Annotated in this window: 19 protein-coding genes; 1 reads left to right on the plus strand and 18 read right to left on the minus strand. The window is 63.2% G+C overall.

Annotated elements, in window-relative coordinates; all coding sequences use genetic code 11:
* Positions 1 to 149: 149 nt before the first annotated feature.
* The 11 genes from uraD to ACPWR9_RS12550 all read right to left on the minus strand — a co-directional run bounded on the left by uraD (position 150) and on the right by ACPWR9_RS12550 (position 9,837).
* On the minus strand, positions 150 to 665 hold the full coding sequence (uraD, locus tag ACPWR9_RS12500) for a 2-oxo-4-hydroxy-4-carboxy-5-ureidoimidazoline decarboxylase (protein WP_426298037.1): 516 nt from the start codon (positions 663 to 665) through the stop codon (positions 150 to 152).
* 119 nt (positions 666 to 784) lie between these two features.
* A complete protein-coding gene (gene puuE, locus ACPWR9_RS12505) occupies positions 785 to 1,741 on the minus strand; it encodes an allantoinase PuuE (RefSeq protein WP_426298039.1) in 957 nt (318 codons plus the stop codon).
* A gap of 326 nt (positions 1,742 to 2,067) precedes the next feature.
* A complete protein-coding gene (gene ldcA, locus ACPWR9_RS12510; RefSeq protein WP_426298041.1) occupies positions 2,068 to 3,000 on the minus strand; it encodes a muramoyltetrapeptide carboxypeptidase in 933 nt (310 codons plus the stop codon).
* Complete coding sequence (tadA, locus tag ACPWR9_RS12515; RefSeq protein WP_426298043.1) at positions 2,997 to 3,617, minus strand: tRNA adenosine(34) deaminase TadA; 621 nt, start codon at positions 3,615 to 3,617, stop codon at positions 2,997 to 2,999. The genes ldcA and tadA overlap by 4 nt, the downstream gene beginning before the upstream one ends.
* A 113-nt stretch (positions 3,618 to 3,730) precedes the next feature.
* Entirely contained in the window at positions 3,731 to 5,038 is a 1,308-nt protein-coding gene (locus ACPWR9_RS12520) for an MFS transporter (RefSeq protein WP_426298045.1), read from the minus strand.
* Positions 5,039 to 5,146: 108 nt separating this feature from the next.
* On the minus strand, positions 5,147 to 5,950 hold the full coding sequence (gene dkgB / locus ACPWR9_RS12525) for a 2,5-didehydrogluconate reductase DkgB (protein ID WP_426298047.1): 804 nt from the start codon (positions 5,948 to 5,950) through the stop codon (positions 5,147 to 5,149).
* Between the two features lie 208 nt (positions 5,951 to 6,158).
* Positions 6,159 to 6,818 (minus strand): GntR family transcriptional regulator, encoded by a 660-nt coding sequence (locus ACPWR9_RS12530; RefSeq protein ID WP_150678391.1) that lies wholly within the window; start codon positions 6,816 to 6,818, stop codon positions 6,159 to 6,161.
* Positions 6,819 to 6,960: 142 nt separating this feature from the next.
* Complete coding sequence (locus tag ACPWR9_RS12535) at positions 6,961 to 7,845, minus strand: hypothetical protein (protein WP_426298049.1); 885 nt, start codon at positions 7,843 to 7,845, stop codon at positions 6,961 to 6,963.
* Between the two features lie 138 nt (positions 7,846 to 7,983).
* A complete protein-coding gene (locus ACPWR9_RS12540) occupies positions 7,984 to 8,598 on the minus strand; it encodes an LON peptidase substrate-binding domain-containing protein (protein ID WP_426298051.1) in 615 nt (204 codons plus the stop codon).
* A 19-nt stretch (positions 8,599 to 8,617) separates the two neighbouring features.
* Entirely contained in the window at positions 8,618 to 9,556 is a 939-nt protein-coding gene (locus ACPWR9_RS12545) for a LysR family transcriptional regulator (RefSeq protein ID WP_426298053.1), read from the minus strand.
* Between the two features lie 122 nt (positions 9,557 to 9,678).
* Complete coding sequence (locus ACPWR9_RS12550; protein ID WP_426312004.1) at positions 9,679 to 9,837, minus strand: hypothetical protein; 159 nt, start codon at positions 9,835 to 9,837, stop codon at positions 9,679 to 9,681.
* Here ACPWR9_RS12550 and ACPWR9_RS12555 point away from each other — a divergent pair.
* Positions 9,827 to 10,960, plus strand: coding sequence for an MFS transporter (locus tag ACPWR9_RS12555; protein WP_426312003.1), 1,134 nt, complete (start codon positions 9,827 to 9,829; stop codon positions 10,958 to 10,960). The two genes, ACPWR9_RS12550 and ACPWR9_RS12555, sit on opposite strands and share 11 nt — an antisense overlap.
* Here ACPWR9_RS12555 and ACPWR9_RS12560 read toward each other — a convergent pair.
* From ACPWR9_RS12560 to ACPWR9_RS12590, 7 genes are all read right to left on the minus strand, one after another.
* The gene (locus ACPWR9_RS12560; RefSeq protein ID WP_426298057.1) at positions 10,950 to 11,429 is read right to left on the minus strand and encodes a VOC family protein; all 480 of its coding nucleotides are present in this window, start codon (positions 11,427 to 11,429) and stop codon (positions 10,950 to 10,952) included. The genes ACPWR9_RS12555 and ACPWR9_RS12560 overlap by 11 nt on opposite strands.
* 9 nt (positions 11,430 to 11,438) lie before the next feature.
* Positions 11,439 to 11,900, minus strand: a complete 462-nt coding sequence (locus ACPWR9_RS12565) for a hypothetical protein (protein WP_426298059.1) — start codon at positions 11,898 to 11,900, stop codon at positions 11,439 to 11,441.
* Between the two features lie 32 nt (positions 11,901 to 11,932).
* Positions 11,933 to 13,360, minus strand: coding sequence for an efflux transporter outer membrane subunit (locus ACPWR9_RS12570; protein ID WP_426298061.1), 1,428 nt, complete (start codon positions 13,358 to 13,360; stop codon positions 11,933 to 11,935).
* A gap of 3 nt (positions 13,361 to 13,363) precedes the next feature.
* Positions 13,364 to 14,293: a biotin/lipoyl-binding protein gene (locus ACPWR9_RS12575; RefSeq protein WP_426298063.1), complete on the minus strand. Its 930-nt coding sequence runs from the start codon at positions 14,291 to 14,293 to the stop codon at positions 13,364 to 13,366.
* Positions 14,286 to 14,480 (minus strand): DUF1656 domain-containing protein, encoded by a 195-nt coding sequence (locus ACPWR9_RS12580; RefSeq protein ID WP_426298065.1) that lies wholly within the window; start codon positions 14,478 to 14,480, stop codon positions 14,286 to 14,288. Before ACPWR9_RS12580 ends, ACPWR9_RS12575 begins: the two co-directional genes overlap by 8 nt.
* Positions 14,470 to 16,389 carry an FUSC family protein gene (locus ACPWR9_RS12585; RefSeq protein WP_426298067.1) on the minus strand — a complete coding sequence of 640 codons (1,920 nt, stop codon included), beginning with the start codon at positions 16,387 to 16,389 and terminating at the stop codon, positions 14,470 to 14,472. The genes ACPWR9_RS12580 and ACPWR9_RS12585 overlap by 11 nt, the downstream gene beginning before the upstream one ends.
* Positions 16,390 to 16,495: 106 nt before the next feature.
* Positions 16,496 to 17,410: a LysR family transcriptional regulator gene (locus ACPWR9_RS12590; RefSeq protein ID WP_426298069.1), complete on the minus strand. Its 915-nt coding sequence runs from the start codon at positions 17,408 to 17,410 to the stop codon at positions 16,496 to 16,498.
* Positions 17,411 to 17,441: the final 31 nt, after the last annotated feature.

Genomic DNA, 17,441 nt, shown 5'->3' on the forward strand with positions numbered 1-17,441 from the left:
CCCAGACGCGGATCGGCCAGATTGACGTAACGGCGCACGAATTCCGGTGCGTTCGGATCTTGCGGGACGAGGGCCATGCCAACTCCTAAATGCTTTGTAGTGTCTGAAACTGTCTTGCTAATGCTTGCGAATGCTCGCTGCCCGGTAGCTTAGTCGCTCACCAGATCCTGCAAGCGGAAACCGGCGATGCGGAAAATCTGACGCAGGCACTCTTCGATTTCGTCAGCACGGCTGTTTTGCAGACGCGTGCTGAAGTTCTCGATGATGCTCATGCGGGTATGGCCACGCACCGCGAGGATGTACGGGAAACCAAACTTGGCCTTGTAGTCGTCGTTCAGCTTCGTGAGCTGCGCAAACTCTTCGGCGCTGCATTGATCCAGACCGGCACCGGCCTGCTCGCGCGTCGACTCTGCCGTCAGCTCGCCACGCACGGCGGCTTTGCCAGCCAATTCCGGGTGGGCACGGATCAGGTCGAGCTGCGGGCCTTCGCCCGCATCGATGACGGCTTGGCACATGGCGTCGTGCAAGGCAGCGACGGTGGCAAACGGACGGTCTTCCCAAGCGGCTTCGGCCACCCACGGGGAATGTTCGAAAATGCCGTCGAGCGCCGCGATAAATTCGGCACGCGGCAAGTCCGACAACGCGGCAACGGTACGTTGGGTCATAGGCAACGGGGCGTTCATTAACTGCTCTCCTGGAGAACAAGGGTGGCGCCCCGCCGCGCTTGTCTTGCGCAGCCCGATGACGCCTATCGGTTCTAGATTAGATGTTTAACGATGTGTGTTTAAGCCGCGACGAACGGGTGGCGCTCCTGCCAGTGGCGCGCCACGTCGATACGACGGCACACCCACACCCGGTCATGCTTCTCGATGTGATCGAGGAATCGCTGCAACGCAGCAAAACGCCCGGGGCGGCCCAGCAAACGGCAGTGCATCCCGATCGACAGCATCTTCGGTGCCTCGTCGCCCTCGGCGTACAGCACGTCGAACGCGTCGCGCAGGTAATGGAAGAAGTGGTCGGCCGTGTTGAAACCCTGCGGCGCGGCAAAGCGCATGTCGTTGGTGTCGAGCGTGTACGGCACGACCAGATGCGGCTTCACTTCGCCGCTGCTCGTCTCGACCTTCGTCCAGAACGGCAAGTCGTCGCCGTAGTTGTCCGAGTCGTAGACGAAACCGCCCTGCTCGACCACCAGCCGGCGCGTGTTGGGGCTGTCGCGGCCGGTGTACCAGCCGAGCGGCGCGCTGCCGGTCATCTCTTTGAAGATCTCGATGGCGATGCGCATGTGTTCGCGCTCGGTCGCCTCGTCCATGTTCTGGTAGTGAATCCAGCGCCAGCCGTGGCACGCAATCTCGTGCCCCAGTTCCTGAAACGCCGCCGTCACTTCGGGGTGACGCTGCATGGCCATCGCGACGCCGAACACGGTGAGCGGCAGCCCACGGCGCTCGAACTCGCGCAGAATGCGCCACACACCGGCACGCGAGCCGTACTCGTAAATGGACTCCATGCTCATGTGACGGGCTTCGTACGCCGCCGCGCCAATGATCTCGGAGAGGAACTGCTCGGACGCACGGTCACCGTGCAACACGCAGTTCTCGCCACCTTCTTCGTAGTTCAGAACGAACTGCACGGCGATGCGCGCACGGCCCGGCCAATCGGCAAACGGCACGTGGCGGCCATAGCCGATCAGGTCGCGGGGATAATCCTTGGAACTTGCGGTAGTGCTGGCAGGGCTGCTGGCCATGATGTCTTGGCATCCTTGTGACGGCGAAACGATCGAAGCAGTGTAGCCAAATCCACTCCGGCAAAACATAGCCGTACACAGATATTCAAGCTGCGCCGTGACATATAGTCGCGGGCCGCCGCCCGCGCCCAGACCGCCGCCACACGCCCCCGCGAGCCCGGTAAGTGGCCTTCCACCCGCGAGCAATCTCCCGCCATCTGGTGGCGATCACCCTCGCAAATCGCAGAATTCGCCACCGATCTGCACGAAACGCAAAAAACAACGCCGGACCGAAAAATCGGCCCGGCGTGCTTTGTAAAGCGTTGGTGTCGCGGTGTTCCCGGCCCTCACACCGCCTTATAGGGATATCCCGTAAGCGTGAGCGTGACGTGCTCGCCCGCGGTCTGCAACCGCGCTTGACCACCCACGGGCAGGGTCAGCTTGTCGGGGCAATGACCGAACGGCAGCCCGGTGACGATAGGAATGCCGATGACCTTGCGCATGCTGGCGATCATGGTGTCCATGTCGTAACCGTTGTCGTAATCGCTCACGCGGTACTCGGAAAAATCGCCCAGCACGAGCGCGCGCTGACGCCCGAGAATGCCCGTCTGATGCAGTTGGTACAACATGCGCTCGACCCGGTACGGCGGTTCGTTCACATCTTCGACAAACAGCACGCCGCCGTCGATTTCCGGCAAATATGGGGTGCCAATCAAGCTGCATACCATCGCCAGATTGCCGCCCCACAAGGTGCCCGCCACGTCGATATCGCCTGCACCGCCATCGCCGGTCCATTCAGCAACGTGCTGCGGTGCGCTAAGAATCGACTGGAAATGACTTAGCGTGAAGTCGCTCAGGGTCTCGGCGCCGAAGTCGGCCGTGAGCATCGGGCCGGAGAACGTCGTCAGATGCGCGCACGCCAACAAGGCAAGTTGCAACGCCGTGAAATCGCTGTGGCCCACGATAGCCGCCGGCGTGCCGGACAAGCGCCGATGCAGACCCTCGTAGTCGAGTTGATCCAGCAAATGCACCGCGCCGTAGCCGCCGCGCACGGCCAGAATGACGTCCGGCACCGGATGGTCGCGACGTGCGAGCGTGTTGAGCTCGGCAATGCGCTCGGCATCGGTGCCCGCAAAACGCAGATACTGGCGCGCCAGCGCCTCGCGGTTGCCCACGGTATAGCCAAGGCGCTCGAGCGTTTCGACACCGCGTGCAGCCACGTCAAGACTGGCCGGATAACCGGAAGGGGCAATCAGTTCAAGCAGCTTCGTCTGGGTCAATTGGGTTGTCCCGGGATAGGCGTTGGGGGAATGTCTGATGGGATGTCGGCGGCGTCAGTCGCTGCCGCAGCAAGCCGCCGTGCCCGCGCTGCTGCACGCCGTTCGCTGAAGAAGCGCTGCAAAATGCCGACGCACTCGTCGCGCCGCACACCGCCGATGACTTCGGCATGGTGATTGAGCCGCGGTTCCGCAAACAGGTCGACCACGCTGCCGCACGCGCCCGTCTTCGGGTCGGCGGCACCGTACACGACACGTTTGATGCGCGCATGCATGATCGCCCCCGCGCACATTACGCAAGGCTCGAGCGTGACGTACAACTCGCATTCGGGGAGACGGTAGTTGCCCAGCGCTTGCGCAGCAGCGCGCAAGGCCTGCATTTCGGCATGGGCCGACGGATCATGGCCGCCCACCGGGCAGTTGTGCCCAACAGCCACGACTTGCCCGTCGCAAATGACGACCGCCCCCACGGGCACTTCGCCCTGCAACATAGCGGCGCGCGCCTGTTCGAGCGCCAGCCCCATATAGGTGGCATCGGCACTCGATTCAGGTGTGCTTTGGGTGGTCGGGGCGGGGGGCACGCCGGGACTGTCGTCCGAGGCGGGTAAATCTCGATTCATGTCACGCTGACGGAGAGCCGCTGCACACCGTCCAGCCCCTTCGGCCAGACGCCGCGCAGCGCAATGGGCCGCTTTGGCAATGCGATATTCTCGCACAGCGCCCCGTCAGGACGTCACGCCATTGCCGCGTTGGTCGCGCCGCGTTTGCGATACAGCACGAGGGTCGCGATCAGACCGCACACGGCCGCGAAGGTCATCCACCAGCCGGGCGCGGCCTTGTTGCCGGTCAGGCCGATCAATCCCGTGGCCACGGCAGGCGTGAAGCCGCCGAACAACGCCGTCGCCAGACTGTAGGCGAGCGAGAAGCCCGCCGTGCGCACGTCCACCGGCATGATCTCGGTCAGCGCCACCACCATGGCCCCGTTGTAGCTCGCATAGAGGAAGGACAGCCACAACTCGACGAGAAGCATCTTGTTGAACGTCGGCTGCACCACCAGCCACGCCATCGCCGGATACGCCGTGAGGATGGTCAGCACGGTGAACACGATCAGCAACGGCCGCCGCCCGATTCGGTCGGACAGCGCGCCCATGATCGGCAGCCAGATGAAGTTCGAGACGCCCACACAGAACGTGACGACCAGCGCATCGGTCGTCGAGAGCTTCAGAACAGACTTGCCGAAGGTCGGTGTGTAGACGGTGATGAGGTAGAACGACACGGTGGTCATCGCCACGAGCATCGTGCCCGCGACGACCAGCCCCCAGTTCTCCAGCATCGAGCGGAAGATCTCGCGCGTGCTCGGGCGATGCTTGCGCGCCAGAAACGCTTCGGTTTCCTGCAACGAACGGCGAATGTAGAACAGCACCGGCACGATCATGCAGCCGATGAAGAACGGAATACGCCAGCCCCAATCGGCCACTTGCCCCGGCGTCAGCCACTTGTTGAGCAAGTACCCGAGCAGCGCCGCCACGATAATCGCGACCTGCTGACTCGCCGACTGCCAGCTCACATAGAAACCCTTGTGTCCCGGCGTCGCCATCTCGGACAGGTAGACGGACACGCCGCCCAGTTCCACCCCAGCCGAGAACCCCTGCAACAACCGACCGATGAGCACAAGCAACGGGGCTGCGTAACCGATCGTCGCAAAACCGGGCACGAACGCGATCAGGATGGTCCCCATCGCCATCACCGACAAGGTGACGATCAGCCCGCGCCGCCGCCCGATGCGGTCGACATACGCCCCGAGAATGATGGCGCCCAACGGCCGCATCAGGAACCCTGCGCCGAACGTCATAAACGTCAGCATCAACGAGGCGAACTCGTCGCCCGATGGGAAGAACGTCGCGGAAATATGGGTGGCGTAGAAGCCGAACAGGAAGAAGTCGAACATCTCCATGAAATTGCCACTCGTGACGCGAATCACAGTGGCAAATTTCGACGGAGGCGGTTGCGACACAGCAGAATTTGCGGGATGGGCAGCCATGATGCGTACACCTCTGTCGGGGACGATGTCACTCAAGATAGCACTTGAAGCGACACTTGACATCATGGCTTTCACTTCGCCCGCCACGCGCTTGTTACACGGTGTTGCTTAGTCCCAAGCCGGGGCCAGCGAGGCCGGGTTGGCCTGACGGTCGTTGCGGTCGAGCGTGGCGATTTGCTGCATGTCGTCATCGCTCAGATGCAGTGCGCGCGCCTTCATGTTGCTGGCCAGATTCTCGCGCTTCGTCGACGACGGAATGACGGCATAGCCCTGCTGCATCGCCCACGCCAGCGCGACTTGCGCCGTCGTTGCGCCATGCGCCTCGGCAATCTTCACCAGCACCGGATCGTTCAGCACTTTGCCGTAAGCCAGCGTCATGTACGACGTCACCGGCACACCCTGCGAGCGGGCGAATTCAGCCAGCTTGCGGTTTTGCAGATACGGGCTCAACTCGATCTGGTTGGTCGCCAATTGGCCCGGACCGGCAATCGCGATCGCCTGTTGCAGCAACGCAATGGTGAAGTTGGACACGCCGATGGCCTTGGTCAGCCCCTGCTTGCGTGCTTCGATCAACGCGCCGAGATACTCGTCCATCGGCACGGCGTTGGCCGGCGACGGCCAGTGGATCAGCGTCAGATCGACACTGTCGGTTCCGAGCTTCGACAGGCTGTCTTTGAGACTCGGAATCAGCTTGTCTTGGGAAAAGTTGTCGACCCAGATTTTGGTCGTGAGATAGAGATCGTCGCGCTTGACGTTCGATGCCGCCAACGCACGGCCAATATCGGCCTCGTTCTCGTAAATCTGCGCGGTATCGATGGCGCGATAGCCCAGATCCAGTGCGTTGGTGACGGTATCGAAAACGGTTTGGCCCTTGAGACGGAAAGTCCCGAGACCGAAAGCGGGCAGCGTCATGAGTGGTAGCTCCTGTCAGAACGTCGCGCCGGAAAAATCAACGACGGTTGAATGGCGCGACGCGAAAACGACAGTGTGGCCCAATCCGTCAGCCACCAAAAGTCCTCGCCGCCGCACAAGATTCGTGACGCCGATTCACAAATCTGCGGGACTTAGGATGTTGCGTTCAGGAATGATGCGAGGCCGGGCTAGCGGCAACTAACGCTAACTAAGCGAGGAAACTCACGTCCTCGCGCGCCATCGCTTTGATTTCATTGCGCGTCGCGAGAATGTGCGCTTCGAGCAACGCCACGACGCCGTTGACATCGCGACGGCGGCAGGCCGCGAGGATTTCGTAGTGATCCTGCTGCGGCTTCTCTTTGCCGGTGGCCTGCGACATCGCGAGATGCGAGTGCCGCTCGGTGTTGAGGCAGTACTCTTCGATGAGCATGCGCAGACGGCGATTGTTGGCCGGTGCACACAGCGCGAGATGGAAACGCCGGTTGTACTCGGCCCATTCCGACACGACTTCCGACGCGGCGTAATCCGTGAGGATCTGCTCCATCACCTGAAAATCGCGCTCGGCCATGTTCGGTACCGCGAGCTTTGCCGCGTGGCATTCGAGCGCCACCCGGATGTCGAGCAACTCGCACAGCTGCTCGAGATTCATGCTCGCAACCGTCGCGCCACGGTTGAGATGGTGCGTGACCAGCCCTTCCGCCTCTAGCTGGCGCAACGCTTCGCGCACGGGCACCCGGCTCGCGTGGAATCGCTCGGCTAACGCTTCTTGCCGCAGTTGGTAGCCGCCCGGGAGCACGCCGCTCAAGATCTCGTCTCGGAGCGTGTCGCGGATAGCCTGATGAAGTGCTTGGGGACCGGGGGTTCGCATGGCGCGATTAAAGCATTTTCCGACGGAGTTTGCGATTCTGGACCCCATCACGCTTTATTGGATCCAATATACGAAACTATATTTTTATCGATATATATCGCATGCCCGGGCGATCAAATGCCCCGGAGCATGCGGGTCAAGCTCACTTCCCGGCGCGTGCTTCCGCGAGCGCGATGGTCAGATGCGCCACCTTCTTTTTCAGCGCATCGCGCTCGGCGGTCATCGCCTTGAGTTCCTTCGCCAGACGCGTCATCTCGTCCGGATACTGCGACGGGTCGAGGCTGGTGTCCCACGGCGGCGTGCCGTCGTCTTCCATCTCGGTCTCGTCTTCGTCCTTCTTCTTACGCGGCTTGACCGGGCGCGCCTCGCGCACCTGACGCGCCAGCTCGCGCAGCTCTTGCTTGCCTGCGACGACAGCTGCAACCTGCGCCGCCTGCGGCAGCGTGGAGACGGCGGCCGCGGCATTGATCGACACTTCACCGCGCTTGACCGCGTCGACCAGTTCCGGCGCTGCGGCGTTGTGAATCTGTTCGATCTGGCCCAGCGTGTTGCTCGACAGCTTCGCGGCACGCGCAAGCGCTGCACGCGTCAGCGCCATCGTGTGGGCGGGAATCAGCGAATTCGACGCTGCTGCGGCGTCCTGATCGCCGCCAGCCGCAGGTGCGCTCGCCGGGGCTTCATCGGCGGTGGCGATGGCAGCGGTGCGCGCTTCGAGAATGGTCTTCTTGCGCAGCGCCAGCACGCCGCGCTGGTAATCCGACACGCTGCGGCGGCCCAGATGGTTATCGATCATCCACAGGCGCACATCGTCCATCGACTGAAACGACGGGTTTTGCGTCGTGCGGAATTCGATGTTGTGCTTGCTGCAAATTTCGTAGCGGTTGTGGCCGTCGACGAGGACATCGCCCCACAGGACGAGCGCATCGCGGCACCCTTCGGCCAGCAGGCTCTGTTCGAGCGCTGCGTACTCGTCCGCGGTGAGCGGATCGATGTACGCCTTGAGTTCTTGGTTGATCTGGACTGTCATGGATTGTCGTTACGGTCGCGCCGCGCAGAGGTCGCCCTGGGGTCGTCACAAGGCGAAGCGGCACGTGAGAGGAAACTTGGCAGGCGGCATTATCGCCGATCTACCGGCGGGCAGACCGAAGAGAATGCCGTGAACGTGTCAGGACAACACGCCGTGATCGGTCAGAAACGCCTGAATACGGGCCAGACGCGCGATCGGATCGTCGATGCCGAGCAGTGTCTCTTTTTCGTGCGCGGGCAACGGCAGCAACTCTGCCCAGCGGTCCGCCACCCAGCCGCATTCGTCCAACCGGTACGGCGGTGCGAGCGGCAGCTTGGCGGCGCGGGCCGGATCGCGCTGCAACCCGGAAATCAGCTTACCGAGCGTGTCGGCACTGACTTGCAAGGTATCGGGAATGGCGATGGCGGCATCGTCGGGCAGCATCTCGGCCTCGCCCATCCACAAGCCATACTTGGCCAGTTCGACAGATGAGAGCCGGAATTTCGTGGTCCCCCGGCAGACCAGTTCGAGCAGCGCCGGCATCGGTGCGCGCCAGTCGTCGATGCGCGCCATGGTGCCGATCATCGCCGGTTCCTCGTCAGCGTCCGGCAGGCGCACTTCGCTGCCCTGTCGCAACACGACGACCCCGAACTCGGTGCCATCGGCGAGGCACCGTTTGATCATGTCGAGATAGCGCACCTCGAAGATGCGCAGATGCAGCACCCCAGCAGGAAACAGGGCGTTGCCGAGCGGAAAAAGGGGGATTTTTGCCATGGCATATGATGACATGAAGTCAGACTTGGCAGCGGTCGACATTCGGCCAGCGCGCCGTCTCTTGAGCGAACCGTTCCACCAGAAAATCGAGCAGTGCGCGCACGCGCGGCACCATGTAGCGCGTGCGATGCCGCACCGCGTAGACGCCCGGCTCCTTCGCAATGTAGTCGGCGAGCAGAATCTTCAGCCGCCCGGCGCGCACGTCGTCGGCGGCGTCCCATAGCGTCTTGCGCACGATGCCTTTCCCATCCAACGCCCAACGTCGGGCCAGCATGCCGTCGTTCGTCTCCCACGCCTGCGCCATCGGCACCGTGAACTGCCACGTCGCTTCGTGCTTGCGGAAGTGGAATTCGTTGAGCGGCCCGGACGATGTCACCAGCACGATGAACTGATGCTCGGCCAACGCTTCAGGCGTGTGCGGCTCACCGTACCGAGCCAGATATTCGGGCGACGCGCATAGCACGCGGCACATCGGCGCGAGACGCCGTGCCACCAATGCGCCATCGTCAGGTTCGCTAAAGCGGATTGCGAGATCGACGTCGTCCTGCACGAGATGGGATATCGAATCGGTCAGGGTCATCGACAGCCGAACGTCAGGATGGCGCGCCGTGAATTCGTCGAGCCACGGCGTGAGCGTATGCAGCCCGAAGTCCGTCGACGCCGACAACCGGATCTTGCCGCGAATGGCTGCACACCCCGCTTGCAGCGCCGCCTCGCCGTCGTCGATCGCCTGTAACGCCACGAGGCAATGCGAGAGATAGACGCGCCCCTCGTCCGTGAGACGCAACTGACGCGTGGTGCGCACGAACAACCGCGTCTGTAGCGACGCTTCGAGCTTCATCAGCCGCGCGCTCGCCGCCGCGGGCGAGAGCCCCAGCTTGCGACCCGCCGCTGACAGACTCCCAAGTGAGGCGGCTGTCGTGAATAGGCGCATATCGCCCAGCTTGTCGGTGGCCATCGGCCCTCATCGCTCCATTTATCGACTAAATTTGAAAGTCATTCAATTTTTCAACGAATTATCAAATATAGCGTGGGTTGGCAGACTTCGTCGTGTTGTCCCTACAGGGGACGTGACGATGTTCAACGAATGACGATGCCCTCCTCCACAGCTTCCGCTTCCGCCTCCGCAACTTGTCCATCTAATCCCAGCGTGTCGCCCGGCCAGTCGCCGCAAGCGTCAACCAGCGTCGCCGACGACGCGACGCCGTGGGCCTCGATGGTGGCGCTAATGCTCGCCACCTTCATCGCCGCTGCCAACGAGACGGTGCCCGCGGGCTTGCTGCCGCAGTTGGCAGAAGGCTTCCAAGTCTCCGAAGCGTGGGCCGGTCAGTGGGTGACGCTTTGCGCCCTCGGGGCGGGCCTCGGTGCCGTCCCGCTCACGATGCTGCTCCAGCGCTGGCCGCGCCGCCGCGTGCTGAATACGGCCTTGTTTGGCTTCTTCCTCTGCAATTTGGTGACGGCGCTCTCCAGCCATTTCCTGATCACGCTCGGCGCACGCTTCGTTGTCGGGCTAGCGATCGGTCTGGCGTGGAGCGAGATCGCCACCTATGCACGCCGCCTCGTGCCGCCTGCGCGTCAGGGACGAGCGTTGGCCATTGCCATGCTCGGCGTGCCGTTGGCGCTAGCCCTGGGTGTGCCGATGGCCACATGGCTCGGGCATCTGATCGGCTGGCGCTGGGTGTTCGGCGGCCTGTCGGCGGTCGCGTTGGTCTTGATGGGATGGGTGCAACTCATCGTGCCCGACGTTCTCGCGCAGGCGACTGGATCGCGTGCCAGCATCGGCCATGTGCTGCGATTGCCGGGAGTGCGGTCGGTGTTGGCCGTGGTGATGCTGTGGGTCATCGCGCACTACACGCTCTACACCTATATCGCGCCGTTTCTCGCGTCGGTCGGCATGGACGATCGGCTGGCGACCGTGTTATCGACGTTCGGCGTGTGCACGCTCGTCGGACTGTGGGGCGTGGGGATATGGGTGGATCGCTGGCTGCGCCAACTGGTGCTGGTAGCGCTGGGGACGTTTGCGCTGGTGATCGTCGCGTTCAGCGGCTGGGGCGCGTCGTGGCCGGTGCTCTGCGTCGGCGCCGTGTTCTGGGGTTTGAGCTTCAGCGGTGCCCCGACGTTGCTGCAAACGGCGCTCGGCGATGCGGCGGGCGAACACGAGCACGTGGCGCAGTCGATGCTGGTGACCGTGTTCAATCTCTCATTCGCGGTGAGCGGCATACTCGGCGGTGCCCTACTCGAAACGCTCGGGGCAACGGCCATGCCGTGGGTGTTGCTCGGTTTGGTGATAGCGGCTTGGCTAGTCGCCTTCACGGCCCGACGGCATGGCTTCGCGCAACGAGGCCGGCGCGTCAGTCCGTAGCGGCGACGGCACGCTCAAGCGCGGCGATATCGATCTTCTGCATGGTCATCATGGCTTCCATGGCCCGGCGTCCCGCGACGGGATCGCTGCCGCCGATGAGATCGAGCAGGCGCTTGGGCGTGATTTGCCACGAGAAACCCCAACGGTCTTTGCACCAGCCGCAGTCCATCGCCGCACCGCCGTTGCCGATGATGGCGTTCCAATAGCGATCGGTTTCCTCCTGATCGCCGGTCTCCACCATGAAGCTCACGGCCTCGTTCGGCTTAAAGTTCGGCCCGCCGTTCAGCCCGATGAATCGGCGGCCCACCACGGTAAAGTCGACGGTCAACTCCGGCCCGACGCCCACGCCCGGGATAGGCGAAACGTGCCGGGCATCGACGCGGCTGTCGGGAAACGTGGCGGCATAGAATTCAGCGGCCTCGCGGGCCTGCCCCTGATCGAACCAAAGCATTGTGACGAGCTGTGTCATGCCTATCTCCTATTCGAATGGTGCTGCGCGCACATCATAGTCCCCGTCGTTGTCGCCGGTCTTTGGCAATCCCAAACTTCCGATCAGCCTGCGCACCAACGCGATGGCCTCCTCGCGCGTGGCGACCGCCTCGTGCGGGATGCCGAACGCTTTCACGGCCGTCTCGCCCATCACCTTGACCATGGCGCGCTGCGCGTCGTCGGGTTCGATGCTCACGAGCGCCTTGCAGACCTCGGCCAGCGCCGCCTTATTGTGCTTGAGCCAGACCGCGCGTTGCTTGCGGTCTTCGTGCGATTCGTCCGTCCTTAGCTGATCGTAGACCACCACGAACGGCTCGCCGTGATTGACCAACGCCACCATTTCCGCCCCCCACTGACGGGCATACCCAGGGCCAGCGGCCCGTTGATTGAATACGACATAGGGCAACGCGCTAACGTCGTGAACCGTGAATATCTTGGGATCGAGCGTCATAAAAACTTCTCCTGTTTAACTGACTCACTGACTTAACCATTCGCCCACCCTGCGCCGAGCGATTTGTATAACGCGATGGCGCTGCGCACTTCCGCCCCCTGACTCAACGCGAGCGCGTCGCGTGCGTGGTTAGCCGTGCGTTGCGCAGTAAGCACGGGCAAATAGCCGCTCAAGCCGCGTCGATACAACCGCGTCGCCCGGTCGAGCGCGAGCTGACTGTCTTGCACGGCTGCCGTCAATGCAATCTGCCGCGCCCGTTCGCTGTTTAGTCCGGTCAGCGCATCTTCCACATCGCGCAAGGCTAGGCGCACATCGCGCTCGTAGGCCAACCGTGCTGCATCGGTCTGCGCTTGTGCCAGCGTCACACCCGCACGTGCACTACCGCCGTCGTAGAGCGTCTGACTCGCTTGCAGACCCACTGACCACGCGAGACTCGCGCCTGAGAACAGGTCACGAATCAGGCTGGCCGTGGTGCCCAGACTCAGCGGAATGTTGAAGCGAGGAAAGCGCGCCGCTTCCGCCACGCCGATGCGTGCCGTTGCCGCCGCGAGCCTGCGCTCGGCAGCACGTACATCGGGGCGCTGCCGCATCACCTCCGACGGCATCGACAACGGCAACGAAGGCGCGACGGGCAACGGCGACGACGGCTGCGCCAGCGATTCGCGCCAGTCGCCAGAGAACCCGCCGGTCAGTACACCGATGGCATGACCTAGCCGCGCCACTTCCGCTTCGAGCTGCGGCGGCAACGCTTGCGCCGTCTCTCGCTCTGCCCGCGCCTGCGCGACATCGGCGGATGTGCCCAGCCCTTGCGCGAGCGCCCGCTCCGCCAAACGCTCGCCCTCTAACAGATTGCGAATGTTCGCTTGTGCGATATCCCGCCGCGCCTGTGCGGTGCGCAACATCGCGTAATCGTCGGCCAATTCGGCAAGCAAACTGACCTGCACGGCGTGCGCGTCGTCAGCCACCGCCTCGATATGAGCGTCGGCCGCCTCAACCGCACGTTGTGTGCCGCCGAAGATGTCCAACTCCCAACTGGCGTCAAATCCTGCGCGCCACGTACGCGACTCGCCGATGCCGGGCGGCCAGTCGAGCCGTTCACTTGAACGCAGTGCTTGTCCCACGCCGCCAACCGAGACGCTTGGCCCCAGCCCGGCCGCGATCTGCACGCGCTCGGCCCTCGCTTGCGTCAAACGCGAGCGGGCAATGGCGAGGTCTTGATTACGTGCGAGCGCCGCGTCGACCAACCGATCGAGCACGGGATCGTTGAAGGACCGCCACCACGTGCGCAACGTCAGCTGCTGCGCGGTGTCGCTGGCGGCGTGCGCATTCGGCGCTTCGTGCCATTGCGACGGCACGTCGATAGGCGGCGTCCGATAGTCCGGACCGAGTGTCGTACAGCCGCTGACCAATAAGGCGAGCGATGCGGCGAGGACCGACTTCGAATGAAGGGCGGATGCCATGGCTTACATCCACCGCATCAGCAAACTGGCCAGCCGCCCTTTCGGCGCGTCGCCCTGCCCCGTCGGGCCAACGTCCACACTGCACGTCATGCCTGCGGCCAGCACGATCCCCGGCGGTACGTGGTCGATGGCGACGCGCACGGGAATGCGTTGCGCGAGACGTATCCAAGTGAAGGATGGCTCGACGCTTGGCAGCCCCTGCGCATCGGCATGTTCGTTGAGATCGGTGATACCGCGCCCGATGCTCGCCACATGGCCGTCGATCCGATCGTCGAATCCCATCAACTTGACGCGTGCCGGTGCGCCCTCGCGAATACCGTGAAGCTTCGTTTCTTCGAAGTAACCGGTAATCCAGAAGCTGTGCGAATCGAGCAAGGCGATGTTGGCGTGTCCGGCGAGTGCGTAGTCGCCCGGACGCAGCCGCAGGTGCGTGACATAGCCGTCGACGGGCGCACGCAACTCGGTGCGCGCAAGATCGAGACGCGCCACATCGAGCGCGACCTGTGCCCGGCGTTGCTCCGCCAAGGCGATGGCGACGGCCTGCCCGGCGCGCTGAATTTCCTCGCCCGGCACCAGATCGTCCATGCCGCGACGGCGCTGCGCATCCTGACGCTTTTGCTGCAACATCGCACTCGCCGCACTTAGCTGCGCTTCGGCTTGTGCGAGCGCCAGTTGAAAACGTTCGGGATCGACGCGGTACAACACGTCGCCGCGCCGCACGAACTGATTGTCGCTAACGGCCACGTCTTTCACCGTGCCGGAAATTTCAGGCGCAATGCGCACTACTTCGGCACTGACGCGGCCGTCGCGCGTCCACGGTGCGAGCACGTACGCGCGCCAAAGCGTCACGACAAGCACTACTGCAAGACCAAGAACCAAAAGTGTGCCCGCCGCTTTTGCGACCGGCCGGAACCACAGCGCACGATTAGACATAAAGCATCAAGACAGAAACCAGACAAAGAGAAAGGGCGAACTCGAAGAGCGCCGGATGCCACACACGCCGAAGCACTCCCGTGCGCGCGAGGACATAGCGCACGCCCAGAAACATCGGCACAGCGACGCAGGCATAGACGAAGAACGGGGGCAAATAGATGCCCGCGACGGCAACTTCAGAGCGCATGAGAACGAACCGGTGAAGCCGGTGATGAGGGGAAGAAATAATCGGCGTGCGCGTCGAGCAAGTCGGCGATGTCGGTCCGGGCGGCGATGACGCGCGGCGATTCACCTTCGTCATGCCGGGACCACGCGTGCAATCGCAACACGGCTCGGCCGAGGTGCAGGCTGGCGAGTGCGTGCGAAATTTCGCGCTCCATCGCCTCGGGCTGCAACTTAAGCAGCGCGCCCAGTTGCGCGATTCGGTGCTGCTGCCGCCATTGCCAAGCACGTGCGTTGATCGAGCGGCGACGCTTGCCCGGCTTGGCGCGCAACAAGCGCATGGCATCGTCGCGAATGCGCGCACGCAGGCGGGCAATTTCCTTCGACAATTGGCGCGGCAAGAACAACCGGAAGCCCGTCCACGCGAACAGTGTCCCAAGTACCCACGCCATCGACCAGTTCAGGAAGAGCGCGAGGTTGTAGTGCATTGGGTTGTCGGCCCCGGTCAGCGTATTGAAGCCGACCAGATACGCGAGTGCGGCGAGCCCATGCTGCGGCATCGTCGTCGCGACGATGCCCGGCAACCAGAACAGCGCAAGGACGATCAGCAACAACGGTAGACCGACGATGTGCGGCATCACGACGAATGCACAGACGAAGGCCATCGGCACGGCAATCACGGTGCCCTTGAAGAATTGGAACGCCCCGGCCGCCGGATTCGGGGCCGTCGCGAGCAGTGCGCAATACGGCGCGACGATCAACAGCATCATGTCGCCGTGCGGCCAGCCGGTCACGATCCAGAAAGCGCCCGTGCAGACGAGGGTGAGCATGGCCCGCAAGCCGTTTTGCCACGCTGCACGAATATCGCGATGGAAATGCACGGGCGGCACGGGTGTCGATGTCATGCCGGGACGCGGCCGATGTAGCGACGCCACGCCATCCAACGCCGCGAGATAGTCGTCGAGTTGTTCGATTAGACGGTCGATGGCGATGTGGGCCGCGGGAGACACCAATCGCATCTCGTTCGATTTTGCGTCGCGCAACGCAATCAGACCGTCGCGTGCGTTTTTCAGGATGACTACAGCACGCGGCACGCCGGAGGCACCTTCGGCGACCGCCTGCCCGGCCTCACGCCACGTGGTAGCGAGCTTCGGCATAAGCGCTTGCGCGCCTGACACCCCGCCCACCAACGTCGCGAAGAGCGACGCCATCGCATGGCGCACCGCACTTGCACGATGCGACAGGTCAGACGATTCGGCCTTACCCAGTGCGAGCAAATCGTCGACGCCGTAGATCTCGGCGATGAGTTGCCGCCGTGTGGCCAACGCTCGGACCGATGGCGTTGCTTCGCGCATGTCGGTTGCGATAGTGCCGTCAGCGCCGTGTTGATTGGCAACGGCATCGGCAACCTGCGCGGCCAGCCGCCCGAGCATGGCTTCAAGCTTGCTGCGCACGCTGCGACGACTAAACAGCGCCGACACCAACCCCAGACTGACAACGCCGATCATCACGGTCGAGCCGCGGCCAATGACATGCTCGAAGGTCAGTTGTGGGTGCCCAAGCGCGCCGAACGTTGCCAGCCCGACCGTATAACCCGCGACGACGACGCCCGATGCGCGGAAGTGTCGCAACAGCGTCATGCCCGCCACACACAGCCCGAGCCAGAGGCCGAAGCCCAACAGAAACAACCACGGCATCTGACCGAATGCACTCATCAGCAGCACCGAGACGACCATGCCGCCGAGGGTGCCAAGCACGCGCCATGTGCCCTTGCCGATCACCGCCCCCTGAATCGGATGGATGACGAGCAACACCGTCGATGCCGCCGAATATGGCATCTCCAGTTCCAACGCGTAAGCGACGATCAGCGCAAGCCATGCCGCAAGGATGCAACGCAGGACATAGGTGGCGCGAGGCGATGACGCGGATTGCACGATGACCCTTTACCGAAGTGATGTTGATCACCACTGTAGGGGCCGTCGCGATGCTGCGAAAAGTGACTTGATTGGAATTGAGGCGTGCGTCTGACGCAATGATCGATCAGTGACCCGCGGGCGCGGGCGCGCACAACTCGCGAATCGTGCGTCGCAGCCATTGATGCGCCGGGTCCGCCTGAAAACGCGGATGCCAAGCCTGCGTGAGCACCACCGTCTCAAGCGGCACGGGCAGATCGAACGTGCGAATGCGCATGCCTGCTGCGATGGCGCTTTGCGCCAGATCTGACGGCAGTGCGAGCAACAGGTCCGAGTCCTGCAAGGCAAATAGCGCAGTGAACGGCGTCGACACGACCAGCGCTACGTGACGGCGAAGCCCCAACCCATCGAGTGCGGTATCGATCGGCCCGGCGAACTTGCCGCGTCGCGACACGCCGATATGTCCCCATCGGGTGATGCGCTCGGGCGTGATGTCCTCGTTGAAGATCGGATGGTCGTCACGCGCGATGCCGACAAAGCGCGTCGTGAAGAGCGACTGCACGCGAATCTCCGGGCCGAGTTGGCGCGATGCGCTGATGAAAAGATCGATGCGGCCACTTCGAAGCGCTTCGTCGTCGATATCGTCTTCCTCCGGGGCGAAACGCAGCATCGCGCGTGGCATCTCGTTGGCCATGGCTTCGAGTAGCCGTCCGGAATGCAGACCGACGAAGATATCGTTGGCGCGCACGTTGAAGCGCCGCTCCAGCGTCTTCAGATCGACTTCGGCACTGGGCGACAGCACTTGCGTGGCCTGCTCGACCGCACTGCGCACCTGCTCGCGTAGCGCGAGTGCGCGAGGCGTCGGCACAAGCTTGCGACCCGCCTGCACAAATACCGGATCGCCGAGCGTCTCGCGAATACGGCTGAGCGTTCGACTCATCGCTGGCGGGCTTAAATGCATACGCCGAGCGGCGCCGACAACGCTCCCCTCCTCCAACAGAACGTCGAGAGCGTGAAGCAAATTCAGATCGGGATACGCCATGGCAAGTCGGAGTCGTTGATTGCGTCTGGCG

It is taken from the genome of Pandoraea pneumonica, from assembly GCF_049918595.1.
Classification (GTDB): domain Bacteria; phylum Pseudomonadota; class Gammaproteobacteria; order Burkholderiales; family Burkholderiaceae; genus Pandoraea; species Pandoraea pneumonica_A.